This window comes from Enterobacter cloacae complex sp. 418I7, assembly GCF_050030705.1.
In the GTDB taxonomy this organism is placed as follows: Bacteria; Pseudomonadota; Gammaproteobacteria; order Enterobacterales; family Enterobacteriaceae; genus Enterobacter; species Enterobacter intestinihominis.
Genome location: NZ_JBLGUU010000001.1, coordinates 2621413 through 2646084 on the forward strand (window position 1 = coordinate 2621413; position 24672 = coordinate 2646084).

The 24672-nt window shown below is 55.9% G+C and carries 20 protein-coding genes and 1 pseudogene; 9 read left to right on the forward strand and 12 right to left on the reverse strand.

From position 1 onward, the window contains the following. Genes ACQG0S_RS12575 through ACQG0S_RS12590 form a run of 4 tightly spaced genes read right to left on the reverse strand, consistent with a single transcriptional unit; the run spans position 1 to position 3650 of the window. The gene (locus ACQG0S_RS12575; protein ID WP_003859963.1) at positions 1-1239 is read right to left on the reverse strand and encodes a DotU family type VI secretion system protein; all 1239 of its coding nucleotides are present in this window, start codon (positions 1237-1239) and stop codon (positions 1-3) included. Positions 1240-1256: 17 nt separating this feature from the next. Further along, positions 1257-2600 carry a type VI secretion system baseplate subunit TssK gene (gene tssK / locus ACQG0S_RS12580; protein ID WP_023300335.1) on the reverse strand — a complete coding sequence of 448 codons (1344 nt, stop codon included), beginning with the start codon at positions 2598-2600 and terminating at the stop codon, positions 1257-1259. Between the two features lie 28 nt (positions 2601-2628). Beyond that, a complete protein-coding gene (gene tssJ, locus ACQG0S_RS12585; RefSeq protein ID WP_022648418.1) occupies positions 2629-3132 on the reverse strand; it encodes a type VI secretion system lipoprotein TssJ in 504 nt (167 codons plus the stop codon). A gap of 23 nt (positions 3133-3155) precedes the next feature. Beyond that, positions 3156-3650 (reverse strand): SH3 domain-containing protein, encoded by a 495-nt coding sequence (locus ACQG0S_RS12590; protein ID WP_426750415.1) that lies wholly within the window; start codon positions 3648-3650, stop codon positions 3156-3158. Positions 3651-4580: 930 nt separating this feature from the next. On the opposite strand from ACQG0S_RS12590, the gene ACQG0S_RS12595 reads away from it, so the two are divergent. The 3 genes from ACQG0S_RS12595 (at position 4581) to ACQG0S_RS12605 (ending at position 8546) form a co-directional block, all read left to right on the forward strand. Continuing rightward, the gene (locus tag ACQG0S_RS12595) at positions 4581-5561 is read left to right on the forward strand and encodes a GlxA family transcriptional regulator (protein ID WP_022648419.1); all 981 of its coding nucleotides are present in this window, start codon (positions 4581-4583) and stop codon (positions 5559-5561) included. Between the two features lie 78 nt (positions 5562-5639). Beyond that, the gene (gene gap / locus ACQG0S_RS12600) at positions 5640-6650 is read left to right on the forward strand and encodes a type I glyceraldehyde-3-phosphate dehydrogenase (RefSeq protein WP_048965745.1); all 1011 of its coding nucleotides are present in this window, start codon (positions 5640-5642) and stop codon (positions 6648-6650) included. Between the two features lie 213 nt (positions 6651-6863). Beyond that, positions 6864-8546 (forward strand): alpha,alpha-trehalase, encoded by a 1683-nt coding sequence (locus tag ACQG0S_RS12605; protein ID WP_048965746.1) that lies wholly within the window; start codon positions 6864-6866, stop codon positions 8544-8546. A gap of 452 nt (positions 8547-8998) precedes the next feature. Here ACQG0S_RS12605 and ACQG0S_RS12610 read toward each other — a convergent pair whose 3' ends face one another. After that, the gene (locus ACQG0S_RS12610; protein ID WP_048966757.1) at positions 8999-11101 is read right to left on the reverse strand and encodes a TonB-dependent siderophore receptor; all 2103 of its coding nucleotides are present in this window, start codon (positions 11099-11101) and stop codon (positions 8999-9001) included. A 160-nt stretch (positions 11102-11261) separates the two neighbouring features. Between ACQG0S_RS12610 and ycgR the strand changes: the two genes are divergently transcribed. Next, complete coding sequence (ycgR, locus tag ACQG0S_RS12615) at positions 11262-11993, forward strand: flagellar brake protein YcgR (RefSeq protein WP_022648423.1); 732 nt, start codon at positions 11262-11264, stop codon at positions 11991-11993. A gap of 37 nt (positions 11994-12030) precedes the next feature. Here the strand turns inward: ycgR and emtA are convergent, their stop codons facing one another. Continuing rightward, the gene (emtA, locus tag ACQG0S_RS12620) at positions 12031-12642 is read right to left on the reverse strand and encodes a membrane-bound lytic murein transglycosylase EmtA (protein ID WP_022648424.1); all 612 of its coding nucleotides are present in this window, start codon (positions 12640-12642) and stop codon (positions 12031-12033) included. Between the two features lie 107 nt (positions 12643-12749). Between emtA and ldcA the strand changes: the two genes are divergently transcribed. Both ldcA and ACQG0S_RS12630 read left to right on the forward strand, forming a co-directional pair. Beyond that, positions 12750-13664: a muramoyltetrapeptide carboxypeptidase gene (gene ldcA, locus ACQG0S_RS12625; protein WP_048966756.1), complete on the forward strand. Its 915-nt coding sequence runs from the start codon at positions 12750-12752 to the stop codon at positions 13662-13664. A 97-nt stretch (positions 13665-13761) separates the two neighbouring features. Then, positions 13762-15429 (forward strand): annotated as a pseudogene (locus ACQG0S_RS12630) (potassium/proton antiporter); the annotation flags it as partial. 163 nt (positions 15430-15592) lie between these two features. On the opposite strand, the gene dadX reads toward ACQG0S_RS12630, so the two are convergent. After that, complete coding sequence (gene dadX / locus ACQG0S_RS12635) at positions 15593-16663, reverse strand: catabolic alanine racemase DadX (RefSeq protein ID WP_048966755.1); 1071 nt, start codon at positions 16661-16663, stop codon at positions 15593-15595. 9 nt (positions 16664-16672) lie between these two features. After that, positions 16673-17971: a D-amino acid dehydrogenase gene (locus ACQG0S_RS12640; RefSeq protein WP_022648428.1), complete on the reverse strand. Its 1299-nt coding sequence runs from the start codon at positions 17969-17971 to the stop codon at positions 16673-16675. Between the two features lie 321 nt (positions 17972-18292). Here ACQG0S_RS12640 and ACQG0S_RS12645 point away from each other — a divergent pair, with 321 nt between their 5' ends. Next, positions 18293-19825, forward strand: a complete 1533-nt coding sequence (locus tag ACQG0S_RS12645) for a SpoVR family protein (protein ID WP_048966754.1) — start codon at positions 18293-18295, stop codon at positions 19823-19825. 112 nt (positions 19826-19937) lie between these two features. Here ACQG0S_RS12645 and fadR read toward each other — a convergent pair whose 3' ends face one another. After that, a complete protein-coding gene (gene fadR / locus ACQG0S_RS12650; protein WP_003859951.1) occupies positions 19938-20657 on the reverse strand; it encodes a fatty acid metabolism transcriptional regulator FadR in 720 nt (239 codons plus the stop codon). A gap of 202 nt (positions 20658-20859) precedes the next feature. Between fadR and nhaB the strand changes: the two genes are divergently transcribed. Together nhaB and dsbB are read left to right on the forward strand one after the other, a co-directional pair. After that, positions 20860-22398, forward strand: a complete 1539-nt coding sequence (gene nhaB / locus ACQG0S_RS12655) for a Na(+)/H(+) antiporter NhaB (RefSeq protein ID WP_045308313.1) — start codon at positions 20860-20862, stop codon at positions 22396-22398. A 46-nt stretch (positions 22399-22444) separates the two neighbouring features. Next, positions 22445-22975: a disulfide bond formation protein DsbB gene (gene dsbB, locus ACQG0S_RS12660; RefSeq protein WP_032622423.1), complete on the forward strand. Its 531-nt coding sequence runs from the start codon at positions 22445-22447 to the stop codon at positions 22973-22975. A gap of 99 nt (positions 22976-23074) precedes the next feature. On the opposite strand, the gene ACQG0S_RS12665 is transcribed toward dsbB, so the two are convergent. The 3 genes from ACQG0S_RS12665 to ACQG0S_RS12675 form a co-directional block, all read right to left on the reverse strand. Beyond that, positions 23075-23515: a YcgN family cysteine cluster protein gene (locus ACQG0S_RS12665; protein WP_022648432.1), complete on the reverse strand. Its 441-nt coding sequence runs from the start codon at positions 23513-23515 to the stop codon at positions 23075-23077. A gap of 93 nt (positions 23516-23608) precedes the next feature. Continuing rightward, entirely contained in the window at positions 23609-24268 is a 660-nt protein-coding gene (locus ACQG0S_RS12670; RefSeq protein ID WP_022648433.1) for a fumarylacetoacetate hydrolase family protein, read from the reverse strand. Between the two features lie 47 nt (positions 24269-24315). Beyond that, positions 24316-24591, reverse strand: coding sequence for a YcgL domain-containing protein (locus tag ACQG0S_RS12675; RefSeq protein ID WP_006810982.1), 276 nt, complete (start codon positions 24589-24591; stop codon positions 24316-24318). Positions 24592-24672: the final 81 nt, after the last annotated feature.

The window sequence follows — 24672 nt, forward strand, 5'->3', positions numbered from 1 at the left end:
TTAGTTTCCTTGCGGCAATCCGTTCAGCTCGGCCTGGGTATTGTCAGGCGATACCAGCAGCGTAATCTCCACGCGGCGGTTACGGGCGCGATTTTCAGGCGTCGTGTTAGGCGCTACCGGGTTGATCTCGCCCCGCCCTTCGGCTTTGACGCGCTCAGGCTGCGAGAGGCTACCCTGGAGCTGTTTTTGCACCGAACGGGCGCGCTCAAGCGAGAGTTCATAGTTAGAGGCGAAGCGTGCGCTGCGGATCGGCACGTTGTCGCTGTACCCCACCACCAGAATTTTGCCGCTGACGTTATTCATCGCCTGGGCGATGCGGTCGATGACCGGCTCATAGCGATCGCGCACCACCGTTGAGGCCGAGGCAAAGAGTCCGTCCCCTTTCAGGATCACCACGCTGCGATCCGCCTCATCCTTAACGGCCACCAGACCGGCATCAATTTCCGGTTTCAGGAAGCCGCGCAGGTTCAGTACCGCCGGCAGCTGGCGCGCAGGTTGCTGGATCGTGGTTTCCGGCAGTTGGGACTGGTAAATTTTCGCCAGCACCGGGCTGGTGTTATCACCGAGACGCCAGTTCAGCACGATATAGAACAGGCAGGCGATAAAGCCGACCAGCGCCACGCACGCCCAGAGTGGAATCATCGGCCGCCAGAGCTTGCGCAGAACGGGGCGATCTTCCGGGTGCGGCGAGAGCGGCGGCGGGTAGCTGCCGCGAACGCCACGGATCATCTGCCACAGGCGCTGTTTGATGGTTTCAAGCTGGGTCCGGCCATTGTCCAGCACGCGGTAGCGGCCTTCAAAGCCGAGCAGCAAACAGTAGTTGATCATCTCCAGCAGCAGAATGTGTTCGCGCGGATTCTGAGACAGACGTGCCAGCAGCTGGAAAAACTTCTCGCCGCCCCAGGTTTCGTTATGAAACGTCACCAGCAGACCATTGCTTGACCAGACGCCGCTGCTTCCCCAGGGGGTCAGAGCGGCGGCTTCGTCCAGCGCCGTGCAGAGGCAGTAGCGCGCGCCGACAATCACTTCATATGGTAAGCCCGCCTGCTGGCATCGCACCTCGAAACGGCGAATTTCGTCAATCAGGCGCTGGCGCAGCCCGACCTGATCGTCGTGGGAAACCGAATGACGGATTTGCGGAATCGCATTGAGCAGCGGATTGGCGGCCGCCACCAGCTGATTGTTCCCACTGGCTCCGGTAAACACGGCATCACTGCCGGTATCCTGTCGTTCCTGCATATTAAGCGCTCGCTTTATTATTCTGTCGGGCTACGGATGGCCCAGAACTCCATATCGAGACCCGGGAATTCCCCTGCGAGATGCAGCGCGAATGCCCCAGACTTGTCCATCTCGTGCCACAGTTCGCTGCCCCTCTCGAGCTCGAAATAGCTGTAGCCTGCATGCCACGGGATCTGCGGCGGCGCGACGGGCATTGCCCGAAGCATGATGCCCGGCAGCTGGAGCTGAACCAGATCGCGAATTTTCGAGACTGGCGCAACCTTCATCTGGGCAGGGAAATGGGTTTGCAGGTGTTCGCCGGGGACATTGGCTTTTACCGCCAGCACGAAGCCAAATTCGCGGACCATGCTGGTCTCCGGCACGGTGGCGATGTTCAGTCCGTGAGAGCGTTCGTGCAGCGGCAGCTGGATGGCATGATCTTCCATGACCAGCGACAGCCCCTGACGCAGCATCAGCATCATTTTGCCGAAGCAAAGGGCGAGATCGTCATGGTCGTATACCGGCAGTACGCTCTCTGCGGTACGCTGCGGCGTCCAGGTGGCGAGTTCCGTGGCAAACGGCAGCCAGCTTCGCCAGAGCGCTTCAGGGTGAAGCAGCGGCAGCGTTTTTAAATGTGAGATGTCGCCAAGGTGGCGGTTGATCAGCGAAAGAAGCGTGAACTCAACCATCTCGGACGTATTGAAACGCCCCGGCTGGCGCAGGCGGCCGCCGATCTGCTGGCTACGCTGCACCAGCAAGCCGTGCAGGTCATTGATCATGCCGTACAGCTGCGGGCTGTTATTGGCGTTCAGCATTGGCGGGATGTAGCTGTTATCCAGCCGCACGTGGTTGTCGTTGCGCTTTTCAGCGACGCACGCCACGCCGATGGCGGTCCATTCTGCCGTCAGATCTTTCTCCAGCATCAGGGTCAGACGCAGGCGGCCAAACTGAACCGTCGCTTCCCCGACCGACATGGCGTTGTCGTCTTCTACCTCTTGTTCAAACGTAATAAAACGCGCCAGAGAAGAGTGCTCCTCGCTGAAAATCACCTCTTCACGTCCACCGCGACGAACCGGCAGCGCAAGCACCACCTTTTCATTGGTAAGATTATCGGGGATTTTTAGCGGGGCCGGACCGTTGCGGTCGCTGCGCACCTGGAAAAAGGTGCCGTCAGGCAGCAAACCGCTACAGTAGCTCAGGGCAATACAGCCCTGGCGAAGCATCGCTTCATCTAGCTCAAGGTCGAGAAAGCCCCAGAGATACGAACGCTGCAAGGCCCCCCACTCACGAACGTGGTTGAGGAGGTAACTTTCTGTCCGCTGAAAATGGTGGGGACGCAGGAACATGCCCTCGGTCCAGACGACCTTTTCTGCTTTCGTCATGATGATCTCTTTCCTGTTATGAAGGGCTTTACTGGCTGATGACCCGGATACCATTTACGTCAAGGAAGACGCTGGCCTGGAGTTCATCTGCGGACCATTTCCAGAACTGGTAAATCGCGTTTTCGCCGGGAACAGGCAAAGGAAGTGAGACGCGCCATTTTTTGCCGTCCAGTGCCTGGTATTCCGCCATTACGCCGATATAGCGCGCTTCCGGTGAGCTTTGACCGCTCAGGGTTTTCGAAAGCTGGCCCGGCATCAGGAAGAACACATCGCTGTTCAGCAGATTCGCGCCAAGCGTGGCTGACGCGTTGTTCTGTAAGGAGTAGAAGTCGCTGGACATGAAATCCGCATCAGATTTCAGCAGCAATACTCTGACCTTAAGCGGTGCAGAATCATTGATTTGAGGATGAGCCTGAAACTGAAGATTGTAGCGGGAGGGGTCGCTGTGTGAAGACGACGTACAACCACCGATCAGCGCGAGAATCAACGCAAAAAAAGGGAACCACATCCGATGGAAATTTTTATTATTCATAAAAATATGCTCGTGAAACCCGTTTAGTTCAGGATCCAGGTACCGTTCGCGCTGTCTTTGCAGGCTTTGCTGTTGCCATCGACATCAACACAGGTGGTTTTCTTGCGCGCTTTAGGGCGCAGTGCCTGTTTACGCACGGTGGCTTCGTACTGGTCGGCCTTGATCACGGCACGCATCGGCACGTAACCAATCAGCTGTTCACTCCCTTCATCGGCCAGCGCCATCCAGAAATGTTCAACCTGCCCCAGCACGACGTAAGTTTTTCCGGTCTCAAGCGTACGGATCACTTTTCCACCGTAGTCAGGACGGCTCATCAGGGATGCCGGGTACATAGCACGATACGGTTCATTCACCTGAGTGAACTCCGCCGGAGGGGTAACAGCGTGACGGTGCGTCAGCGTGATGCCATTAACCTGGCTGGTCACAATCGTATCATCGGTGATCGCTAGTTTTTGCGGCGCCTTACAGCCCGCCACCGCCATAACAAACAGAAGTGATAACAATACACGCAGTTTCATATGCTTTTCCGTAGCGATATTTAGAGGATGAAGAGAGGGGATAAAATTTGACTTAGGTGCTATTGTTAAAAATAGTCAGGTTTTTCCGGGGCGTTACTATTATTTGGGCATAGCTACCGCACGAGCCTTCGAGAATAAGGCCCAGCGTAATCCTGACATATTTTGACAAACGGTAAACAAGTTTACATGAGCTTATCGCCTTTTCAATATTTCCTTTTTCGCTACTGCTGATTCATGAGGCATTCGCCTCACTCTGAGATTAATCTGAAAAATAGAGAAATCGCGCAATTAACTGATTTAAAGACAAAAAAACCCAAAAGAGAACCATTATCACTAACGTAATACCACTATTTCTGCCACTACCATAATTAGTAGAACGGAGAATTTTTCAGTTGCATATGAATATATCTCACACGAATTATTTGTTGTATCGATAGCAAATCGTCAATACTCAGGACGATGTCCCATCAAATTAAGAAAACACAGTAAGGATGAAAAAATTAATTTCACGCCGCAAATTAACTTTATGCTCTCCCCCCTTCTTAAGATAATTTTCTTTCGTCTGGGCCGTATGAATAATTAAGCCTGACTACACTCTTGCTCGCCAAAGCATTGCTCAAAATATAACCCACCCTTTCCAGGTAATGAATAAAGACGCTGCTTTCGACAGGCGAACTTCATTTGGTATTTTACCGTCACTACACTATTGCTTGCTTTCCACCACTCCGACGATTTATTACAAACATGATGAAAATTTGTTATGAGTTCTTTGCTTTCCCGCACCATAGCTTACAGGCCGAGCGGTAAAAACAGGTTAAGTAGGTATCAAAATATGTGCCGGTGCCGACATCGGGGTTGACCATAACCGTGCTCGGTAACTGTCAACGTCCTCCACTTGACTTATATTGTAAGAAAGGTACTTTTCAGGACATGAAGAAGATCCTGATAATTGTTCCTGATGGTGGCATGTTGTTTGAAGCCGCCGGTATAGCCGACATTCTGATGCAGGCCAACCGTCTGCACCCGGACGGTCTGGCGCAGCCCCGCTACCGCATCATTATTGCCACTACCCAGCCTCACCTGGTGATCCATGGCCAGTCCGGCTTAAATCTGCTGGCGGACTATCGCCTGCCGGAGCTGGATCCGCGCGAGCCGCTGGACACGATTATCATCACCGGCCGTGGCATGAATGAGCAGGAAAGCACTGCGGTGGTGGACTGGCTGCACCTGGCCGCGCCGCATGCGGGACGCGTCGCCTCTGTCTGCGGCGGGGCCCTGCTGCTGGCACAGGCCGGACTGCTCGATGGGCGCCGGGCAACGACCCACTGGCGGCTTCTGGAAACGTTGAAAACCCGCTATCCTGCGGTCAACGTTGAGGGCGGCCCGCTCTATGTTCAGGATGGTCCCGTCTGGACGTCCGGCGGCGTCAGTTCCGGGTTTGATCTGACGCTGGCGCTGGTAGAGGATGATTACGGCTTCACCCTCGCCCGCAACGTGGCGCAGGATATGGTGATGTACCTGCGTCGGCCTGGCGGCCAGCTACAGTTCAGCCGCTATAATCTGGAGCAGTCCGGCGCGACCGGACCGGTTAGCGAACTGCAAAGCTGGATCCTGCAAAACCTCACCGCAGATTTGTGCGTCGAAAGGCTGGCCGAACGGGTCGCCATGAGTCCGCGCAATTTCACCCGCGTGTTCACGCGTGACGTCGGTGTACCTCCGGCCCGTTATGTCACCGAAGCGCGCCTGGCCGCCGCACGACAGCTTCTGGAGCAGACCCCGTATCCGCTTGAGGTCATTGCCGAAAAAAGCGGGTTTGGGACCAGCATCAACCTGCGCCGCGTTTTTGAAAAGCAGCTTCATCTCACGCCGGGCGAATATCGCCAGCGTTTCCACTGCCGCAGAATGGCGTAATCTGATCCTTTTTTGTCATTTACGCCAACCGACCTGACACCTACAGTAACTCCAGACAACACAGATAAGGAGTGCATCATGGTTAAGGTCGGTATTAACGGTTTCGGCCGTATCGGACGTAATGTCCTGCGCGCGGCGCTGGGCAATCCGGATATCCAGATTGTGGCCATTAACGATCTGACGGACAGTAAAACCCTCGCCCATCTGCTGAAATATGACTCTCTGCTCGGCACGCTACCGGTACCTGTGGAAGCGGCGGACGGCGCGCTACAGGTTGACGGGCAACGCATCACCGTATTCAGTGAACGCGACCCGGCAAACATTCCGTGGAAAGACGCTGACGTTGAGGTGGTAATCGAAGCCACCGGTTTCTTCACCGAACGTGATAAAGCGGCGGTGCATATCACGAGCGGCGGCGCAAAACGCGTCATTATTTCCGCCCCGGCTAAAAATGATGATCTTACGGTGGTAATGGGCGTGAACCACACGCTGTACGATCCGGCCCAGCATTTTGTGGTCAGTAACGGGAGTTGCACCACTAACGGTCTGGCGCCAGCGGCGCAGGTGCTGCACCAGCAGTTTGGCATTGAACACGGGCTGATGAACACCACGCATGCCTACACCAACAGCCAGGCGCTGCATGACCAGCCAGAAAAAGATCTGCGCGGCGCGCGTGCGGCAGCATTATCGATTGTGCCTTATTCCAGCGGCGCGGCAAAAGCGCTCGGGAAAGTAATCCCCGAACTGGACGGTAAACTCACCGGGTATTCCCTGCGCGTGCCGGTGCCAGTGGTGTCGATTGTCGATCTGACGGTGACGCTGAGCCGCAACGTGACCGCCGAAGAGGTGAATGACGCGTTCCGTCAGGCTGCCGGTAGCGGGCCGCTGAAAGGCATCCTGGGCTACAGCGATGAACCGCTTGTCTCCAGTGATTATCAGGGCGACCCGCGCTCATCCATTATCGACGGGCTTTCAACGCTGGTGATTGGCGGGAATATGGTGAAGATCCTGTCGTGGTATGACAACGAGTGGGGCTTCTCAAACCGTCTGGTGGATTTGGCGGTGCTGATGGATAAAAAAGGGTTGTAGGGCTTAAGCCGGGTGGCATGAAGCTTACCCGGCCTTTCCGTGGTGTGGTTAAAAATTAAGTAATCCAACCCTGGTGTAGTGAAAGCGCACCCGAATTATCTGGTTATGCGAAAAATGGGACATTCAACACGCGAAGTTATCGATATTCGTCTAAGGTTTTCAGGTAATTGACAACAGCGGTCACGCTGCTCAGTGAAGACAGGAGACGAACCGATGATAAGACCTCGCGCACGACGCCCCGCTTTTTTACCCCTTGCGTTGGCAGGCGCACTACTCGGTGTTACCGCATTTGGTTATGCTGAAGACCAGCCAACGAGCCAGCAAAGCTCACCTGATATTCTTCTTGGCCCCCTCTTTAATGACGTTCAGAGCGCCAAACTGTTCCCGGATCAGAAAACCTTCGCGGATGCCGTTCCCAAAAGCGACCCGCTGATGATCCTGGCGGATTACCGGATGCAGCATACCCAGTCCGGTTTTGACCTGCGTCACTTCGTGGAGATGAACTTTATCCTGCCGAAGGAGGGTGAGAAATATGTTCCCCCTGAGGGCCAGAGCCTGCGCGAACACATAGACGATCTGTGGCCAGTGCTGACCCGCACCACCGACAAAGCGAACAAATGGGACTCCCTCCTGCCTCTGCCAAAACCTTATGTCGTGCCGGGAGGACGCTTCCGCGAAGTCTATTACTGGGACAGCTATTTCACCATGCTGGGGCTGGCCGAGAGCGGCCACTGGGATAAGATCGGCGACATGGTGGACAACTTCGCATACGAGCTTGATACCTGGGGCCATATCCCTAACGGTAACCGCAGTTACTACCTGAGCCGCTCTCAGCCGCCGTTCTTTTCTTTGATGGTGGAACTGTTGGCCACGCATGACAGCGACGCGTTGAAGAAATACCGTCCGCAGATGGAGAAGGAGTATGCCTACTGGATGGAGGGGGCTGATGGGCTCCAGCCTGGTCAGGCAAACAAACGCGTAGTGAAGCTGGATGACGGCTCCCTCCTCAACCGCTACTGGGACGATCTGGACACGCCACGCCCTGAGTCGTGGCTGGATGACGTGACCACCGCCAAAAATAACCCTAACCGTCCGGCCACCGAGATTTACCGTGATCTGCGCTCTGCCGCGGCCTCGGGCTGGGATTTCAGCTCCCGCTGGATGGACGATCCCAAGAAGCTGGGTACCATCCGCACCACCAGCATCGTGCCGGTGGATCTGAATGCGTTGATGTTTAAGATGGAAAAACTGCTGGCCCGTGCCAGCCAGGAAGACGGGGATACCGCAAGCGCAAGTAAATATGACGCGCTGGCCTCCGCACGTCAGAAAGCCATGGAGAGCCACCTGTGGAACGATAAAGAGGGCTGGTATGCGGATTACGATCTGAAAACCAGGAAGGTGCGTAATCAGCTGACTGCCGCGGCCCTCTTCCCGCTGTATGTGAAGGCCGCATCACAGGATCGCGCCGATAAAGTGGCCGCAGCCGCATCGTCGCGCCTGCTGAAACCGGGCGGTATTTCTACCACCACCATCAACAGCGGGCAGCAGTGGGATGCGCCGAACGGCTGGGCGCCGTTGCAGTGGGTAGCGGTGGAAGGGTTGCAGAACTATGGTCAGCAGAAAGTGGCGATGGACGTGACCTGGCGTTTCCTGAAAAACGTTCAGCATACCTACGATCGCGAGAAGAAACTGGTTGAGAAGTACGATGTCTCTTCGACAGGTACCGGCGGTGGCGGCGGTGAGTATCCGTTGCAGGACGGTTTCGGCTGGAGTAACGGTGTGACGCTCAGGATGCTGGACATGGTCTGCCCGAAAGAGAAGCCGTGCGACAGCGTACCGGAGAATCAGTCTGCGGCAAACGATGATGTTGCACCTGCTAAACAGGCGGCGCAGTAGCGCCCCTCACCCTAACCCTCTCCCCAAAGGGGCGAGGGTTCCCCAGTGATTTCAAAGCAGAAGCAATAACGCTGCCTTCAGAATAACTGAGAGCTTTCAGCGATGACCTGGTCCGGCTGTAAATCGCTGAGGCGTTTCCTGAAGGCCGGGGCGAGGCGCAGGGATGCGCCGAGAGGGCGGGCTTTACAGGGACGGTACCTCCGCCCGTACCCGATAAGCCGGAAGGAATAAGCCGAGGGCACCGCGAAGCGGCGATTTACCGCCGGGAGCCCGGGTCGCCAGGGTGGTGGCGACTGAGCCACCCTGGCACGTTCACCGGTCATGTCGTTACAGAGTAGCAAGGAACATAAAGTGAACGGAATGACCACCACCGCCGTATGTTCCCCTCACCCTAACCCTCTCCCCAAAGGGGCGAGGGGACTGTTCAGTGCGGTAGCGCCACCGGGCTTTTTTCAGAAGCTGTAGTTCGCCCCGACCTGGAAGGTGCGGTCGCGGCCTATCCAGCAGTTGGTCGCGTCATAGCAGGTGAGCGTCTCTTTGTTGGTGACGTTCTGCGCGCTCGCTTTCAGCGTCAGCCCCTCCAGCGATGGCGCCAGTTCGCCCATGCGGTAAGATGCCGCCAGATCGTACTGCGTCGTACCGCCCAGCTTGCCTGCGTCATTGGCTGGCGAGATCTCCATCGGGCCGGTGTAGCGTGCACCAGCCCCCAGCGTTAACCCTCTCAGCGGCGTGCTGTCAAAGGTGTAATCTCCCCACAGATTAAAGGCGTTCTCAGGGACCTGCGTCGGTCGTTTGCCCTGGTACTTGTCATCTTCGGTATTGATGGCGTGGGTGTAGGCATAATTGGCAATCAGCGTCAGGTTATCCGTTGGACGACTAATAGCGGAAAGCTCCGCGCCTTTCGATTCCACTTCCCCGGTCTGTCGGTAGTTGAGGAAGCCCGGATCGCTGGTCACCACATTTTTCTGACGAATGTTAAACACCGAGGCGGTGAAGGTAGTTGCATATTCCGCCAGCAGATATTTCACCCCACCCTCCACCTGCTTACTGGTGGTGGGCTTAACGTCTTTCGCGGTCAGCGTACCCTGCGGCGATACCGGTGCGAAACCTTCCGAATAGCTGATAAACGGCGAGAGACCATTGTCGAAGGCATAAAGCGCGCCCAGTCGTTTGGTGAGGCGATCCTGCGATACCCAGGCTTTGTCACCGTTTTGCAGATAGTTGGTGGTGACGGAACGGTAGTCGTCATAGCGCAGGCTGGCCAGCACGTTCAGCCCGCCAAACGCAATCTGATCCTGGAGGTAATAGCCATTCTGCTGATAGCTGAGACGGTTTTTCTGCGCGGTGTAAAGCCCCAGCGCATCGTTATCGATCTGCGAGTGATCCGGATTGCGCATATCGATACCCGGTGTGGACGAGGCGTAACGATAATGGAAGTGAGAGTTCAGCTTCTGGTAGTCAAAGCCCGCCAGCAGATGATGTTGCCAGTCCCCCAGCGCGACGGTTCGGGTAACCTGGTTATCAATGTTGAAGCTCTGCAAATCTTCATCCGTGGTATAGGCGAAGCGGTTAAGCTGGTAGACCTCGCTGCCCGTCCCGGTGGAATAGGCGCTGCGCTGGTGGGTATCCACGTCAAAGTAGCGCGCTTTCTGGTTAAAGCCCCAGCCACTGTCAAACTCATGCTCAAAGCTGTAGCCCAGCATCCACTGGCGCTGTTTGAAGCCGCTCCACTCATCCCCGGCATAGTCACGACGATCGGCGTATTTAGACCGCAGATAGCTTAGCGGCATCGGATCAGACGGCGTCAGGCTCGGCGTATTTTGCGCCAGCGCGTCAATGGTCAGGCGCGTTTTGTCATCCGGCTGCCAGGTCACGGAGGGGGCCACCAGATAGTTTTCATAGCGCGTGGTGTGCGCCTGTTCGTCACTTTCCGTTGCTTTGCCCAGCAGACGATAGTTCCAGTCGCTGTTCGCGATCTGCCCCGTGGAATCCAGGTACCCCTCTTTCAGATTGCGGTTTCCGGTATTAAAGCCCAGTTCCGTTTTCGCCTCTTTCTGCGGCTTTTTACTCTGAATATTGACCAGCCCACCCGGGGAGCCGCCGCCATACAGCACGGATGACGGCCCCTTCAGGATATCGACGCTCTCAATCAGCAGCGGATCGATTCGCGCTTTGGTGTTCCCGGTGACGTTATAGGGAAGTTGCAGGCCGTTGTAGAACTCCTGATCAACGTTGAACCCGCGGATTTTGTACTCGCTCATGTAAGAGGTGCTCCCGCGCACCTCCGTGGAAACGCCCGGCGCATAGCGCAGGATCTCGTTTACCGAACTGGCGTGCCGCTGCTCAATCTCTTTAGCGGCGATGGTGTTGATCACCTGCGGCGTTTTACTTTCCGCGACGGCTGATTTCGTGGCGCTATTGGTCCAGGCAGGGAGCGCGCTGCCCTGCTCTGTACCGGTTACCACGATGTTGGGTTCTTCTGCGAAAGCCTGTGTCTGCAATGCCAGCGTGACGGCGCCTGCCAACGCGCATAACGCAAAACGTGAGGTGCTCATAGTGTCGTCTTATTATTAGATGATATTGGGAACGACAATTATTATCATTTTTATTACCAAATCAATATCAGCGGAGAAAAACAGATCGTTTGTATTAAGTTTCATGCCAGCGTGCCGATAACCCAGAGACAGTCTGTCATCTATCGAGGAGCCATCTGGCGTGAGTAGCTACAGTGAGCAGTTCCTGAAACAAAATCCGCTGGCTGTATTAGGGGTGTTACGCGACCTGAAAAAGGGCGAGGTGCCGCTGCGCATCAACTGGTCAACCAGCCAGTTTATCAGCAAGATCCTGGACGTGACGGCAGAACACCTGATCGTGGATCTGGGTAGCCAGAGCGATGAAAACCGTGCCGCGCTACAGGCAGAAAACCTCTCGGTGATGGCCGAAACGCAGGGGGCTAAAGTCGAGTTTATACTGCCTCGCCTGACCACGATCGTGTACCAGGGTTTGCCTGCGTTTATCACCCCCCTGCCCGCTAATCTCTGGTTCGTGCAGCGCCGCGAGTATTTTCGCATCAGCGCCCCGCTTCACCCGGCCTACTTCTGTAAGGCGAAAATGCCGGACAAAAAAGAGATCCGCTTTCGTCTCTTCGACCTGTCGCTGGGCGGCATGGGAGCGTTGATGGATATGCCGAAGCCGGAAGGGCTGGTGGAAGGTATGCGTTTTAGTCAGATCGAGCTGGATATGGGCGGATGGGGACGCTTCTGGTTTGACGCCCAGCTGATTGCCATCAGCGAGCGCAAGGTGGTGGACGGCAAAAACGAAACCATTACCACGCCGCGACTGAGTTTTCGCTTTCTGAATGTCGGGCCAGGCGCCGAGCGCGAACTACAGCGCATCATTTTTTCACTGGAGCGTGAAGCGCGGGAACGCGCGAATAAAGTGCGCTGAAAGGCGTCGGGCAGCGTGCTGCCGCCCGACAAAGACGTTACATGGCGTCCATTGCTTTCTGTACTTTCCAGATATAACGTGGAGCCTGTGCTGACGGATGATTCTTCACAACGTGTTCGAAGAATTCATCTTTATCCATATCGTTAATTTCTTCTATCGCCTCTTTACGATCGGATGAGAAGGTTCGGAGCAGCGCGCCAGCTCCGTTAACGTACGACACCACCAGCGCATATTGCATCACTTCCGGATCGTCAATCCCCTTCAGAATGCCATGCTCCAGGATGCTCAGGTAAGCGGTTCCCATAGAGATATTACGTTCCGGGTTTTTCAGCTCGCTGGTGGATGGCTGTCCCTTCCAGCCCATGTAGCGATAGACCTCTCTTCCCGCCGTAGAGGCTTTTAACTGCATCAGCCCCACCGCATTCGATTTACTCACCAGCGTCGGGTTACCGCCGGACTCCACGGCGATGATCGCGGTGATCAGGCGCGGGCTCACGCCCCAGGCCTTCCCGGCTTGTTCGCTGATCGGCATCCACTGCATGGCCCGCTTTACCGGGACTTCGGGGTTCCAGGGGGGATTTTTATAATCATGTTTTGAACTACAGCCAGCGAGCAACACAATCAAAAAAGCAAACCATCTCAATTTCACGTCATCTATCCTTATAGCCGGTCATCGCGGTACGTCGCCCCTTGAAGCAGGCGGCGTATAAGCGGCATGATATAGACAATTAGATTCTCATTCAGCAAGGAATTGCCATGCCTCAGTTTCATCTCATTGCACCGTCGGGCTACTGCATCAACCAGGAGGCGGCACAGCGGGGCGTTCAGCGCCTGCTGGAAATAGGCCATCAGGTAGAAAATCAGACAATTATCCCCCGCCGCATGCAGCGTTTTGCCGGTACGGAGGCGCAGAGACTGAGCGATATCAACAGCCTGGCGACGCTGGAAGGTGAAAACACCATTGTGCTGGCCGTGCGCGGCGGCTATGGCGCAAGCCGGCTGCTGGAGAGCATCGACTGGGCCGGGCTGGCCGCACGCCAGCAGCAGGATCCGCTGTTAATCTGCGGACACAGCGATTTCACGGCGATCCAGCTCGGCCTGCTGGCGTTGCATAACGTCATTACCTTTAGCGGCCCGATGCTGGCCGGCAACTTTGGTGCGCCGGAGCTGGATGCGTTTACGCAGGACCATTTCTGGCGCGCCCTGCAAAACCCGACGTTTACCGTCGAGTGGCAAGGCAACGGACCGCACTGGGAATGTGAAGGGCAGCTGTGGGGCGGAAACCTCGCGATGCTGGTATCGCTGATTGGGACACCGTGGCTGCCGCAGATCGAGGACGGCATTCTGGTGCTGGAAGATATCAACGAACACCCGTTCCGCGTCGAACGCATGCTGTTACAGCTTTATCACGCCGGGATCCTGGATCGGCAGTCGGCCATTGTGCTGGGCAGTTTCAGCGGGTCAGCCCCCAACGATTACGACGCGGGCTACACGCTGGAGACGATGGTCGATTTCATTCGTTCCCGGCTGGATATTCCGGTGATCGCCGGTCTGAATTTCGGCCATGAGCAGCAAACCGTTACCTTGCCACTGGGTGCCCGGGCGCACCTTGCACACGGTAATTCAGGCAGTCGGTTAACAATCAGCGGTCATCCGGTCTTAAAGGCATAAAAAAGCCGTTATTCCCCCTCAATAAAACGCAGATACAGTTGTTAATATGTTAGGGTTTTAATAACAGCGTTCACATTGAGGTGGGAGTAAGACGACATTGAGTGCCACAGCGATAATCAGTCTTTTCATTCTGGGTTCCATCCTGGTAACCTTCAGCATTTTATTAAGTTCATTTTCATCGCGCCTTGGCATACCTATTCTTGTCATTTTCCTGGCTATCGGCATGCTGGCGGGGGTTGACGGAATCGGCGGTATCCCCTTCGATAATTACCCTTTCGCCTATATGGTAAGTAACCTCGCGCTGGCGGTGATCTTGCTGGACGGCGGCATGCGCACCCAGGCAAGTTCGTTTCGCGTTGCCTTAGGCCCGGCGCTGTCTCTGGCTACCGTCGGCGTGCTAATCACCTCCGGCCTGACCGGTATGATGGCAGCCTGGCTGTTTAACCTCGATATGATGGAAGGCCTGCTTATTGGCGCGATTGTCGGCTCTACCGATGCGGCGGCGGTGTTCTCGCTGCTCGGCGGAAAGGGGCTGAACGAGCGCGTTGGCTCCACGCTTGAGATTGAATCCGGCAGCAACGATCCGATGGCGGTGTTCCTGACCATCACCCTGATTGAGATGATCCAGCAGCACGAAACTGGCCTGAGCTGGATGTTCGCCTGGCACATCCTCCAGCAGTTTGGCCTCGGGATTATCATTGGTCTCGGCGGCGGTTACCTGTTACAGCAGACAATCAACCGTATTACGCTGCCTTCCGGCCTTTACCCGCTGCTGGCCCTGAGCGGCGGGATCCTAATCTTTGCCGTCACCACCGCGCTGGACGGCAGCGGTATTCTGGCGGTTTACCTCTGTGGATTCCTGCTGGGCAACCGACCGATTCGTAACCGTTATGCGATACTGCAAAACTTTGACGGGCTGGCCTGGCTGGCACAGATCGCCATGTTCCTGGTGCTGGGCCTGCTGGTGACGCCTTCCGACCTGCTGCCTATCGTCGTGCCAGCGCTGCTTTTGTCGGCCTGGATGATCTTCTTCGCCCGTCCGCTGTCGGTGTTTGCCGGGCTGCTGCCGTTCCGCGGGTTTAACCTGCGTGAGCGGATATTTATCAGTTGGGTGGGGCTGCGCGGCGCGGTGCCGATTATCCTGGCGGTTTTCCCGATGATGGCCGGGCTGGACAACGCTCGTCTGTTCTTCAACGTCGCCTTCTTTGTGGTGCTGGTATCGCTGCTGTTCCAGGGGACGTCGCTGGGCTGGGCGGCGAAAAAAGCCAAAGTGGTGGTACCGCCCGTTGGCTGGCCGGTCTCCCGCGTGGGGCTGGATATTCACCCAGACAACCCGTGGGAACAGTTTGTCTATCAGCTAAGCGCCGATAAGTGGTGCGTGGGTGCTTCGCTACGCGATCTGCATATGCCCGCTGAAACGCGTATTGCCGCCCTGTTCCGGGATAACGCCCTGCTTCACCCGACCGGCAGCACGCGGCTGCGAGAGAACGATATCCTCTGCGTGATTGGCCGCGAGCGCGACCTGCCTGCCCTGGGCAAGCTGTTCAGCCAGTCGCCCCCGGTGGCGCTGGATCAGCGTTTCTTCGGCGATTTTATCCTCGAAGCCAGCGCCCGCTTTGCGGATGTGGCGCTGATTTATGGGCTGGAGGGAGGAATGGAGAATCGCGATAACCAGCAAACACTGGGCGAGATTATTCAGCAATTATTAGGGGCTGCACCGGTCGTCGGTGACCAGGTGGAGTTTGCCGGGATGGTCTGGACGGTGGCCGAGAAAGAGGATAACGCGGTGCGCAAAGTCGGCGTAAGGCCGATGGAGGAGGAGGCGGCGGAGTAGCTGCTTTTTTGCCGGGTGGCGCTAACGCTTACCCGGCCTAAATTCGGGCTTTTGTAGGCCGGGTAAGGCGAAGCCGCCACCCGGCACACACATGTTACACCGTCACAACAGGCACTCTTGACGCCAGCGCGCACATCAGTTCATACCCGACAGTGCCCGCCGCAGCGGCCACATCATCAATTTTAACCTCGTTGCCCCACAGCTCAACCGGTGAGCCGATCCCCGCCTGAGGACATGGCGTCAAATCAATAGCCAACATGTCCATTGAGACGGTGCCTACCGTGCCCGTACGCACGCCATCGACCCACACCGGCGTGCCGCTTGGGGCGATGCGCGGATAACCGTCTGCATAGCCCCCCGCCACGATACCGATACGCTGTTCGCCCGCTGCCCGATAGCGGCTGCCATAGCCCACCGTATCGCCCGCTTTCAGGGTTTGCACGCCGATAATTTCGCTTCGTAACGTCATCACCGGCTTCAGGCCGCTGTTGGCGATATCCTGCCACTGACCTGAGGGTGACGCGCCGTACAGAACGATCCCCGGGCGCACCCAGTTGTAATGCGCCTCGGGATGCCAGAGCGTTGCCGCTGAGTTCGACAGCGAGCGCGGACAGTCCAGCCCTTCTGCCGCCTGCTCAATGCGGACCATAGCATCGGCAATGCCGTCCGGCTTTTCCGCATCGGCAAAATGCGCCATCAGCGTCATCTCACCGACGTTTTTCAGCGCACGAAGCTGCTGCCAGACCGTGTGCACACGTTCAGGCTGGAAGCCCAGTCGGTTCATACCGCTGTTCACTTTGAGATAGATATCCAGCGGGGCATGCAGCTTCGCGTCCTGAATGGCCTTGATCTGCCAGTTACTGTGAACGCTGGTCGTCATGCGGTACTTATCCAGCAGAGGCAGATCTTGCGCATGGAAGAATCCTTCCAGCAGCAGGATCGGTCCTTTCCAGCCGCGCTCACGCAGCAGGATGGCCTCTTCCAGATTCAGCAAGGCAAAACCGTCGGTAGCGCCGAGCGCACTCCAGATACGGTCGATACCATGACCATAGGCGTTGGCTTTCACCACCGACCAGACACGAGAACCCGGCGCAGCACGACGAACAATTTGCAGGTTATCCTTCAGCGCCTGCAAATCCAGCTGGGCCAGAATGGGACGGGACATGACGACTCCTTAATTATGCGCGCCGTGCAGGTGTTGTGGACGCGAGGGGGTAAACCCTGATTGATAGCGTGCGGCGCTTAAATCGTCAAACGGAATTGCCGGCGTCCGCCCGGAAATCAGGTCGCTAAGCAGCTGGCCCGAACCGCAGGCCATGGTCCAGCCAAGCGTACCGTGGCCGGTATTTGTCCACAGATTTTTGTAAGGCGTACGGCCCACAATCGGCGTGCCGTCCGGGGTCATTGGGCGCAGGCCGGTCCAGAACGTCGCCTGCTCAATGAAACCGCCGCGCGGGAAGAGATCGCCGACGACCATCTCCAGCGTTTCACGACGTGGTTTGAGCAGTTCGGTATTGAAGCCCACGATTTCCGCCATGCCCCCGACGCGGATCCGGTTATCGAAACGGGTGATGGCGATTTTGTAGGTTTCATCAAGAATGGTTGATACTGGCGCGCCGCTGTCCTCTTTCACGGGAATGGTCAGGGAGTAGCCTTTCAGCGGATAGACCGGGATGTCCAGGATCCCTTTCAGCATCGCGGTAGAGTAGGAGCCAAACGCCATCACGTAAGCATCGGCTTTGATGACCTCTTCTCCACACTTCACGCCGTAAATCTTCTCCCCTTCCGACAGCAGCTTGTCGACAGAGGTGTTGAAGCGGAATTTCACCCCGGCCTGCTCACACATGCGCGCCAGACGCTGGGTGAAAAGCTGGCAGTCGCCAGTTTCATCGTTCGGTAAACGCAGGCCGCCCGTCAGCTTGTGCGCGACCTCGGCAAGTGCTGGCTCCACCTGGGCAAGTTGGCTGGCTTCCAGCAGCTGATACGGTACGCCCGCATCTTCAAGCACGGCGATATCGCGGGTCGCGTTTTCGTACTGTTGCGCGGTACGGAACAGCTGAAGTGTGCCGCCCTGGCGCCCTTCATATTCGATCCCCGTTGAGGAACGCAGCGCTTTCAGGCAATCGCGGCTGTATTCTGCGAGGCGCACCATGCGCCCTTTGTTCTCCATGTAGTGGCGGGTATCGCAGTTGCGCAGCATCTGCCACATCCACTTAAGCTGGAACTGCGTGCCGTCAAGGCTTATCGCCAGCGGCGCATGTCGCTGAAACATCCATTTGATCGCCTTCAGCGGAACGCCCGGGGCCGCCCACGGCGCAGCGTAGCCCGGGGAGATCTGCCCCGCATTCGCCGCACTGGTTTCCAGCGCCGGACCGGATTCGCGATCGATAACGGTAACCTCATGTCCCGCCTGACTTAAATACCAGGCGCTGGTTACGCCAACGACACCACTTCCCAGTATGACAACACGCATAGCCACTCCATTATGAGCAAAAGAACAATCATCTAATTACAGATTGATAACCTAGCTGAAAATATTATTCAACATATGACTTTTTTATGGTGACTCAACTCACATATCCCGCTGTATCAGGGGATGGCGCTTATTTGGGATCTCCTGCTGCGCGTTATTTTTAACCAGTAGAAAATTCTGCGAGCACCGCTTTTTTTGCCGTATCGAAAACGGGAAATCGCAAAGAAAAAATTTCTGCGCCCCGCGTATTTGAATGGGGTGATCTATGCTTGAAAGGAGGCTCTCCAGTCAGAGAGAGCGACCAACAACGAGGGCGCGCTAATGGCTACACTAGATTCCATGTCAAGGGACAGCACCCGTCTGAGCGATGGACCCGACTGGACCTTCGAGTTGCTGGATGTCTACCTGGCGGAGATCGACCGGGTGGCCAAACTCTATCGTCTGGACACCTATCCCCATCAGATTGAAGTCATCACCTCGGAACAGATGATGGACGCTTACTCCAGCGTCGGGATGCCGATTAACTATCCGCACTGGTCGTTTGGTAAAAAATTCATTGAAACGGAGCGACTGTATAAGCACGGACAGCAGGGGCTGGCGTATGAAATCGTTATTAACTCTAACCCGTGTATTGCCTATCTGATGGAGGAGAACACCATTACCATGCAGGCGCTGGTGATGGCGCACGCTTGCTATGGACATAACTCGTTCTTCAAAAATAACTATCTGTTCCGCAGCTGGACGGACGCCAGCTCCATCGTCGATTACCTGATCTTCGCCCGCAAATACATTACCGACTGCGAAGAGCGCTACGGCGTGGACGAGGTAGAGAAGCTACTGGACTCCTGCCACGCGCTGATGAATTACGGCGTTGACCGCTATAAGCGTCCGCAGAAGATCTCATTGCAGGAAGAGAAAGCCCGGCAGAAGAGCCGCGAGGAGTATCTGCAAAGCCAGGTGAATATGCTGTGGCGCACCCTGCCGAAACGTGAGGAGGAGAAAACCGTCGCCGAGGCGCGTCGTTACCCTTCCGAGCCGCAGGAAAACCTGCTCTACTTTATGGAGAAGAACGCCCCACTGCTGGAGCCGTGGCAGCGTGAGATCTTGCGCATCGTGCGCAAGGTGAGCCAGTATTTCTATCCTCAGAAGCAGACCCAGGTGATGAACGAAGGCTGGGCGACCTTCTGGCACTACACCATTCTTAACCACCTGTATGACGAAGGAAAAGTCACCGAGCGGTTTATGATGGAGTTTCTGCACAGCCACACCAACGTGGTATTCCAGCCAGCGTATAACAGCCCGTGGTACAGCGGCATTAACCCGTACGCACTCGGCTTTGCCATGTTCCAGGATATCAAGCGTATCTGCCAGTCGCCCACCGAAGAGGACAAATACTGGTTCCCGGATATTGCCGGTTCTGACTGGCTGGAAACGCTGCACTTCGCGATGCGTGATTTTAAGGATGAGAGCTTTATCAGCCAGTTCATGTCGCCGAAGATCATGCGTGATTTCCGCTTCTTCACCGTACTGGATGATGACCGCAACAACTACCTGGAGATCTCTGCGATCCACAACGAAGAGGGCTATCGTGAGATCCGCTCGCGCCTGTCGTCTCAGTACAACCTGAGCAATCTTGAACCGAACATTCAGGTCTGGAATGTGGATCTGCGCGGTGACCGCTCTTTGACGCTGCGCTATATCCCTCACAACCGCGCGCCGCTGGATAAGGGGCGTAAGGAAGTGCTGAAGCATGTGCATCGCCTGTGGGGATTTGACGTGTCGCTGGAGCAGCAGAATGAAGATGGCAGCGTGGAGCTGCTGGAGCGGTGTCCGGCGCGGATGAATACGCTGTAGTGCGTTTTAGCCGGGTGGCGGCTACGCCTTACCCGGCCTACGGGTTTTGTAGGCCCGGTAAGCGAAGCGCCACCGGGCGAAAAAAATCCTCTCAATAGAGAGGTTTTTTCTTTTACCGGCCCTGAATCGCCAGATCGCCCGGCAGGGTTTTCTGCATTCGGTGCCAGATTTCACCGGAGTCGTGGCCATAACGACGCACCGTTTCATAGACCTGATCGTGCAGCCCTTCGGTGCAGAGCTTGCTCAGTTTATGGTAAAAGCCGAGCGCCAGGCTGCGGGCTTCAGGGTTGGCAAAGTAGTGACGACCAATGCGTGTATATAACCCTTTCATTCCATTCAGGATCAGACCGTAAACCGGATTGCCGGAAGCAAACGCCAGACCGCGGAACACGTTGTAGTCGAGGGTCGCAAAGGCATCCGCGTGGTCTTCCACCTCATTGGCGGTGGCAAGCACCTTCAGCGCATCTTCAGGATGCTGACGAAACGCGGTGCGGATGAAAATGGTAGCGATGTTGGTGCGCACCGAAAGCAGATTGTCAATCAGCTGTGGTACGCTTTCGTGATCGAGACGCGCCAGCGTTTCCAGAATATTCAGCCCGGACGTTTCCCAGAAGTTATTCACCTTAGTGGGTTTGCCATGCTGTATCGTCAACCAGCCATCGCGCGCCAGACGCTGGAGCACTTCTCGCAGCGTGGTACGGGTGACGCCAATCAGTTCAGAGAGTTCGCGTTCAGCAGGTAGAATTGATCCCGCAGGGAAACGATTATTCCAGATGCTTTCAATGATGTACTCTTCCGCGAAACCCGCCGGGCTCTGCGCCTTAATGACCATAGTGAGATTTCCATTACACAGCTTTAGCAAATTGCACTCATCATACCAGAGGCGCGCAGAGGCAGATAGCGCAGCAGAGACAGAAAAGAGGGATCGCCGTTTCATTTTTATGAAATTTACAAAATGGCTTTATCCCCCTCTCCGCCGCCGTTTTTGCGTATACTGATGTCTTGTCTTATTTGACGGGGAAAGGACGTCTGTCGTGGAAATTTCATTTGGGCGCGCGCTGTGGCGCAACTTTTTAGGTCAGTCACCTGACTGGTACAAACTCACTCTACTGGTATTCCTGGTCGTTAATCCCGTTATCTTTTTGCTGGATCCCTTCGTTGCCGGGTGGATGTTGGTCGCCGAGTTTATCTTTACCCTGGCGATGGCATTGAAGTGCTATCCGCTGTTGCCCGGCGGGCTGCTGGCGCTGGAAGCCGTGGTCATTGGAATGACCAGCGCGGAGCATGTTAAAAACGAGATTGCGTCGAATCTTGAAGTCCTGCTACTGCTGATCTTCATGGTGGCGGGGATCTACTTTATGAAGCAGCTTCTGCTGTTTATCTTCACCCGTCTGCTGCTGAGCATTCCGTCGAAAACGCTGCTCTCGCTGGCGTTTTGCCTCGCCGCGGCTTTCCTCTCTGCCTTCCTGGATGCGCTGACGGTTGTGGCGGTGGTGATCAGCGTCGCCGTCGGCTTTTACGGTATTTACCACCGGGTCGCTTCGTCTCGTCCTGGCGATAACTTACAGGACGACAGCCACGTTGAGGCGCACAACCGCGATGTGCTCGAGCAGTTCCGCGCGTTTCTGCGCAGCCTGATGATGCATGCGGGCGTGGGGACGGCGCTGGGCGGCGTGATGACAATGGTCGGAGAGCCGCAAAACCTGATTATCGCCAAAGCGGCTGAGTGGCATTTTGGCGAATTTTTCCTGCGCATGGCGCCGGTCAGCGTGCCCGTTCTGATCTGCGGCTTAGCGACCTGCGTGCTGGTCGAAAAATTCAACCTTTTTGGGTATGGCGCGAAGTTGCCCGATCAGGTCCGTCAGGAGCTGCATAAGTTTGACGAGCAGAGCCGCAAACAACGCACGCGCCAGGAGACGCTGCGCCTGATTGCACAGGGCATCATCGGCGTGTGGCTTATCGCTGCGCTGGCCTTCCACCTTGCCGAGGTGGGGCTGATTGGTCTGTCGGTAATTATTCTGGCAACCAGCCTGAGCGGCGTCACGGACGAACATGCTATCGGAAAAGCCTTTACCGAAGCGCTGCCGTTTACCGCCCTGCTGGCGGTGTTTTTCGCCGTCGTGGCGGTGATTATTGACCAACATCTGTTCGCGCCAATCATCGCGTTTGTGCTTCAGGCCACGCCAGATTCGCAGCTAACGCTGTTCTATTTGTTTAACGGTCTGTTGTCTTCTATATCCGATAACGTCTTTGTCGGGACGGTATACATCAATGAGGCCAAAGCCGCGATGGAGCAAGGGATTGTCAGCAGTGAACAGTTCGAGCTGCTGGCGGTGGCGATCAACACTGGAACCAACCTCCCCTCCGTGGCAACCCCGAACGGTCAGGCGGCCTTCCTCTTCCTGCTGACCTCGGCGCTGGCGCCACTCATACGACTTTCTTATGGAAGAATGGTCTGGATGGCGCTGCCGTACACGCTGGTGCTTACCCTTGTTGGTTTGCTGTGCATCAAAATTACTCTCGTTCCCTGTACGCAATGGTTGTTGCAAGCAGGTATACTTGCGGCGCATTAAAATTCGTTTACACTGCGCTGTCTAAGCATGTTCCAGGGAAATGATTATGTTGCGATTTTTGAACCAGTGCTCACGCGGTCGCGGAGCATGGTTGTTGATGGCCCTGACCGCCTTTGCGCTGGAAATGGTCGCGCTGTGGTTTCAGCATGTGATGGGGCTGAAACCTTGCGTCCTGTGTATTTATGAGCGTTGTGCGCTGTTCGGCATTATGGGCGCAGGTCTGGTAGGTGCGATTGCACCTAAAACACCGTTACGCTATGCCGCAATTGCCATCTGGCTGTACAGCGCCGGGAAAGGGATTGCGCTTGCCTGGGAGCATACCCAGATGCAGCTTCACCCGTCGCCGTTTATGACCTGCGACTTTGCCGCCCGCTTCCCGAGCTGGCTGCCGCTGGATAAATGGCTGCCGCAGGTGTTTGTGGCCTCCGGTGACTGCTCTGTACGCCAGTGGGAGTTTCTGACGCTGGAGATGCCGCAGTGGCTGGTGGGCATTTTTGTCGCCTACTTCGTGGTAGCACTGCTGGTGCTGATTGCCCAGCCGTTCAAGCCAAAGAAACGCGATCTTTTTGGAAGGTAAAAGCAAAACGGCAACGTCAGTTTTGTAGGTCGGGTAAGCGCAGCGCCACCCGACAAAATTGCGCATAATAAAAAACCCGCCTCGGCGGGTTTTTTATTATCACCGATTAGGGTGATTCATAATGTGGTCTTCCCAGTCCTGCACCTCGGACTCTTTCACCGCAATGTGGCGCACGGAAATACGTTCGCCGTGCATCGCCGCCTTCGAACCCGTCAACAGCGGATGCCATGTGGGCAGATCTTTACCTTCCGCCAGCAGGCGATACGCGCAGGTATGCGGCAGCCACTCAAAGGTCGGCAGATTTTCACGAGTTAACTTGATGCAGTCCGGCTCATAGTCGAAACGGCGCTCGTAGTTGCGGCACTGGCAGGTTTTGATGTTTAACTGCTTGCAGGCTACGTTGGTGAAATAGATCTCATCCGAATCTTCATCCATCAGCTTATGCAGGCAGCACTGCCCACAGCCGTCACACAACGATTCCCACTCCGCGTCGGTCATGTCGTCGAGAGTTTTGCTTTGCCAGAAAGGAATGTCGTTCATCGGGATGTCCACACGTCAAAATAGAGCGCACCTTATAACGAGTCTGGCACGTTGATGCAAGTTTTGCCGCCCTTTTCAGGCGGCAAGGTGCTTTTACAGCACGCGGGTTTTCAGCGACAGGCCGTTAAAACTGACGTCCAGCTCGTCGCCACTGTGCAGCGGCCCCACACCTTCCGGAGTGCCGGTAAGGATCACGTCGCCGGGTTTCAGGGTGAAGAAGCGGCTCATGTAGGCAATCAGCGGAACGATCTTATGGATCATGTCAGCGGTCGTCCCCTGCTGGCGAATCTCGCCGTTGACCTTCAGGCTGAGGGGCGTATTCTGCGGGTCGTCGGTAAATTCACTCACCGGAACGAAACCGGAAATCGGGCATGAATTGTCAAAGCCCTTGGCTTTTTCCCACGGCTGCCCCGCTTTCTTCATTTTGCTCTGGACGTCGCGCAGGGTCAGGTCGAGCGCGACACCGTAACCCGCAATCGCTTTCTCTACATGCTCTTCGGTCGCCTGGCGCAGCGTCGCGCCGATCAGCACCGCCAGCTCCACTTCATGATGCACCGAGCCCAGCCCCTGCGGCAGAACCAGCGGCTGGCGAATATCGCACAGTGCAGTTTCTGGCTTAATAAACAGAACAGGCTCATCCGGCACGGCGCTGCCCATCTCCTGAATATGTTTTGCATAGTTGCTGCCCACGCAGATCACTTTGCTGACGGGATAATCCAGTAAAGCACCTTGCCAGTTATGATGTTGATACATGGTCGACCCCTAATCGGTTGATGAGTTGTTCCCGGAATGACCCGGGCTTATTTCTTTCCGCTCACCTCAAGATGCTGTTTTAATAAATTCTCCGGTGGCGGCGGAAGCTGTAAATAATAGCCCTGCTCGGTTAACGCCTTTTTGACTTTCTCCAGATCGGCGTTCACCAGCTTCTTACGGCCGTCCAGCGGCAGCAGCATCGCCAGCTGCGGTCGGCCAAAGCTTTTCATTAATTCCTCAGGCACGCGGGAAAAATCGTCTTTCTTTTCGACATAAAGGTAGGTCTGGTCGCGGCTGGTACTTCTGTAGATCACACAAAACATGTTTTTACTCTGAATTAATGGGTGGTTGCTTGCCTCAATATACTCCTGACTATAACATGCCTGATACTCTTCGGAATATCG